Annotated in this window: 4 protein-coding genes; 2 read left to right on the top strand and 2 right to left on the bottom strand. The window is 56.0% G+C overall.

Translation table 11 applies throughout. The features are described 5' to 3' along the window. A partial coding sequence (locus ABF859_RS15495) for a Fic family protein (protein WP_415528526.1) occupies positions 1-826 on the bottom strand: 826 nt, incomplete at its 3' end. A 497-nt stretch (positions 827-1,323) separates the two neighbouring features. On the opposite strand from ABF859_RS15495, the gene ABF859_RS15490 reads away from it, so the two are divergent. After that, positions 1,324-1,728, top strand: coding sequence for a glyoxalase superfamily protein (locus ABF859_RS15490; RefSeq protein ID WP_346006504.1), 405 nt, complete (start codon positions 1,324-1,326; stop codon positions 1,726-1,728). Between the two features lie 89 nt (positions 1,729-1,817). Beyond that, on the top strand, positions 1,818-2,828 hold the full coding sequence (locus ABF859_RS15485; RefSeq protein WP_415528525.1) for a hypothetical protein: 1,011 nt from the start codon (positions 1,818-1,820) through the stop codon (positions 2,826-2,828). Here the strand turns inward: ABF859_RS15485 and ABF859_RS15480 are convergent. Beyond that, positions 2,806-3,468, bottom strand: coding sequence for an SOS response-associated peptidase (locus ABF859_RS15480; protein ID WP_346006502.1), 663 nt, complete (start codon positions 3,466-3,468; stop codon positions 2,806-2,808). The two genes, ABF859_RS15485 and ABF859_RS15480, sit on opposite strands and share 23 nt — an antisense overlap. Positions 3,469-3,527 lie beyond the last annotated feature (59 nt).

Genomic DNA, 3,527 nt, shown 5'->3' with positions numbered 1-3,527 from the left:
GCCAGTTTAGTTTCTGCTGTGCTTGTTTGAGAGCTGCATAATAAGCCTGTTTGTGGAGCTCTATATACGGTGAAAGATAGAGCGAAACGTGTTTCTCAGCTGCCATCATCAAGGGCAGCAGGAGCCGGCCCACGCGACCATTCCCGTCTCGGAACGGATGAACAGCCTCAAAATGAGCGTGGGCTAACGCCATCCGGGTAATCAAGGATTGGGTCATCATCTGCATCCCATCTTCCCGCATGTAATCCAGGGTCTCTTCCAGGAAATGAGGGACTTCAGCCGGAGGGGGAGGATTATAGACGGAATAGGCGATGTGCCCATTGCCGCCGATCCATACGACCTCCTGTCGGAAATCTCCCGGAGTATCCCGGTAGGACGCATCGTGGCCGAGTACACTACGATGCAGGTTCTGGATCAGATCGACCTGAAAGATTTGACGGCCCGCAATAAGAGCCGATGGTACGAACCGCTCCAGAGCCAGCGCGTAATCCCGAACCTGTCGAACCACCTGCCCCCCCTGGTCGTCATCTTCGTCAGCAATAAGAAGTTCATCCAGGGTGCTATGGGTTCCTTCCATCGCCGAACTGCTGACAGCTTCACGGCGGCTGAGAATACGACTGATCTGATAAGGGTCTGGGAGAGAGCGTGCAATCTCATCAGCCTGTCCCAATGCCAGCTGGGCTTCGGAATGCACCGCTGTGATTTCTTCAAGAGGAATTCCTTCCTCCGGAAGAGGGAGAGGAAGAACCCCGTAGTGATGCTCATAAGGGACTGGAAGACGCACCAGACGCTCACGGACACCACCGGATAGTTCAGTTCGCTTCATGCCCCAAACCTTTATCAAAGAACTTGAAAAGACAATCTTATTAAAGGTTATTAAAGAAAGCTTTCAATAATTTTCTCTTTTCGGGGCTGTGTGAAAGGTTCGCGGATATGGATGCAATCAACATTTTGTCCTGACGATGGACAGACGACTGCTACGCAACTAGGGCGTTGTGGCCCTGACTGACTCAGAGAGCTAATCCCCCCTTGTTGGGACAACGGTTGGGCTAAAATATCGTACCGCATGAAAGTCTAGTGACCAGCTCATCTACGCCCTGGGTACAGTGGTTCGCCCGTCCAATTAACGATCAAATCAACCGATTGTAATCCTGTTCAGTCTAGATGAAAGATGCTAGTTATCCTGCCCTAGGCGAGAGACATGACGCGCCTTCCGGCCTGTGAAACAACGGAAAAGTCTCTCAGACGCATTGTCATAACGTCCCGTTCGGAGTGAGACGCAAATCAGGCCCTGTGACTCAGTTTTCCGGTCGAGGATTTCAGATGACGATTTCTCTTGAAGCACTCAAAAGACAGGCCCGACAGGAAAGCCAGTCTGGCGCATTGTCTTACACGCAAGCTCTCGAACGCCTCTCCAAACAGCACGGGTTCCGGACGTTTGCGGCCCTGAAGGCCAGCCTCTCCAAGTCAGTGCCCGCGGATCTCCAGCACTCAGACACTAAGAAAATACACACTTCTCCATGCGGGTTGAAGTGGACGCTGATCGAGCCGGTTTTCGTCGGAGACTTAAAGGATGCTCCTCCATTTTCCATGGATCAGATCGAGCCGATAGGCGACCGGCTGATTAAGACCAATTATTCCATTCCCCTGCCGAAAGAGCTTATCGAGTATCTGGAGCCCGTATGGAACTCTTATGCTGCGGACGTTTCCAAGAGCGACGCCTCGTAGAGTACGTGGCTGCTCCTCCGTTCGCTGAAAGACTGACCCGCCTCAGTCTCGAACTGGGCCGCTTGGACCAGGCGCTGAGAGGAGCATCAGTGACGCCTGCTGTTGTGTTCCGACAACGCCTGGCTGCCATCCAGCGTCACTGCGCTGTCGATGGCTGGATGATTGATCCCTGGTATCTCGTCGCTGAACTGCATGGTCTTGCTCCGAAAGTGGTCGGGCAGGACAGTTTCGAGCGTGGCACGACCGTGGATGCTGCCTCTCATGCCTTTACGCTCTGGCGTTGGCATGCTCACCCGGATGAGATGCAGACAAATGCCATTACCGAAGCCGAAGCGTTCCTGAACGACCAGTCATCCGGCTGGGGACCCATCCTCAATGCAGGCATCGCTTTTCATCGCTGGCTGGAGTCCGGGCGTCCCCGTGCTCCCTTCTGCGCAGCGTTAGGCCGCTACTGGCACTCCCATGATATTCTCCGGACGCCTTTAATCCTGACCGGCATCGAAGCAGTCACGCCTGGAGCGCCCTGGGAAATTGAGTCTTGGCTGTGCTGCTGGCTCGATGCTCTTCTGGCCGAAGTCCGTGAGACGCATGACCTCTTACGTCAGCTGGAGCGAGCAAAGAGGCAGGCGCTAGAGAGATGCGGCGCGCAACGTCGGCATTCGCGCGCACCCCAAGCGATCAATATACTGGCGATCCAGCCGCTCGTGTCCGCGTCCATGCTGGCGGATCGTCTCGGCATGTCACTGAAAAGCGCGCTGCAGCTTCTCAGCGTGTTCCAGGACCGGGGCATTGTTGTAGAAGTCACGCACCGGGCGGCTCATCGCCTGTTCGGTCTTGCCGGACTGGATCCCCTTCGCGACGTTGTGACACCGCCCAACCGACCCGTTCCCGGCCGAAAACGCGGGCGTCCGCGTAAGAATGATCCTTTCACGGCACAGTCTGTTCTGGCGGAAGAGAGTGCACAGCTCCAGCCCCCAACTCGGTTGGATCCGGTTCAGTTCGACTATGAGGATCTGGCTGCTGCCATGAATCAGGCAGATGAAGCCATGATGCGAAGCTCCCGGCTAATCGCCCGCCTCAAAGGAAAGATGGCGAGCTAGATCGTTCATCTGGTCGGAGAACCGCAAGAGATGACTTTTGCAACGGTCTCTGGAGTTGCAAAGCGATCGGAGTCGGAGCCGTCAGCCAGGTCTCGATCTCCTCGCGGCTTTCCAGAATGACGGGCATGGCTTTGGGATGATAGGGCGCGACTACGCCATTGGCTTCCGTGGTCAGGAAACCGAAAAGATCGGTCGTGACCTCGCCTTCCTTGAGCTTGCGCACCGAGGTCCAGGACGTCCAGATCCCGGCAAAGAAGCGGAGCGGCTTCGTGGCATCAGCTGCAAACCATACCGGATGAAACGAACCGTCATCCTGTCGCGCCTGTTCCGAGAAAGCCGTAAATGGCACGACGCAGCGATGAGAAAGGCCCAGCCAACGTCGCCAGTGCGGAGATGCCGTATTGCGGATGTTCGTCACTCCCCGGTCGACCTTGCGCCCTTTGAGGGCAAACGCCGGAGATGGCATGCCCCACCGGGCCAGAACCATCTCCCGTCCGTTCTGCCCGTGGCGCACAATTGGCGCCGCGTAGTCCGGATAGATGTCCGGCATGAGCGGAAGGTTGCCCGTGTGGTCATTGAGTATCTCCGCAATGGCGCGGATCTCGTCCTGTGAGGACGTCTGGGCATACAGATTACACATGATCGCTTTCTTGCTCTGAAGCAGGGTGTCCTATCCGGAATTGGCTCTCAGGAGGAAAA

This window comes from Gluconobacter sp. (genome assembly GCF_047722525.1).
In the GTDB taxonomy this organism is placed as follows: Bacteria; Pseudomonadota; Alphaproteobacteria; order Acetobacterales; family Acetobacteraceae; genus Gluconobacter.
The sequence above is the reverse complement of the archived record's forward strand: the minus strand, read 5'-3'. Positions and strand labels throughout refer to the sequence as shown.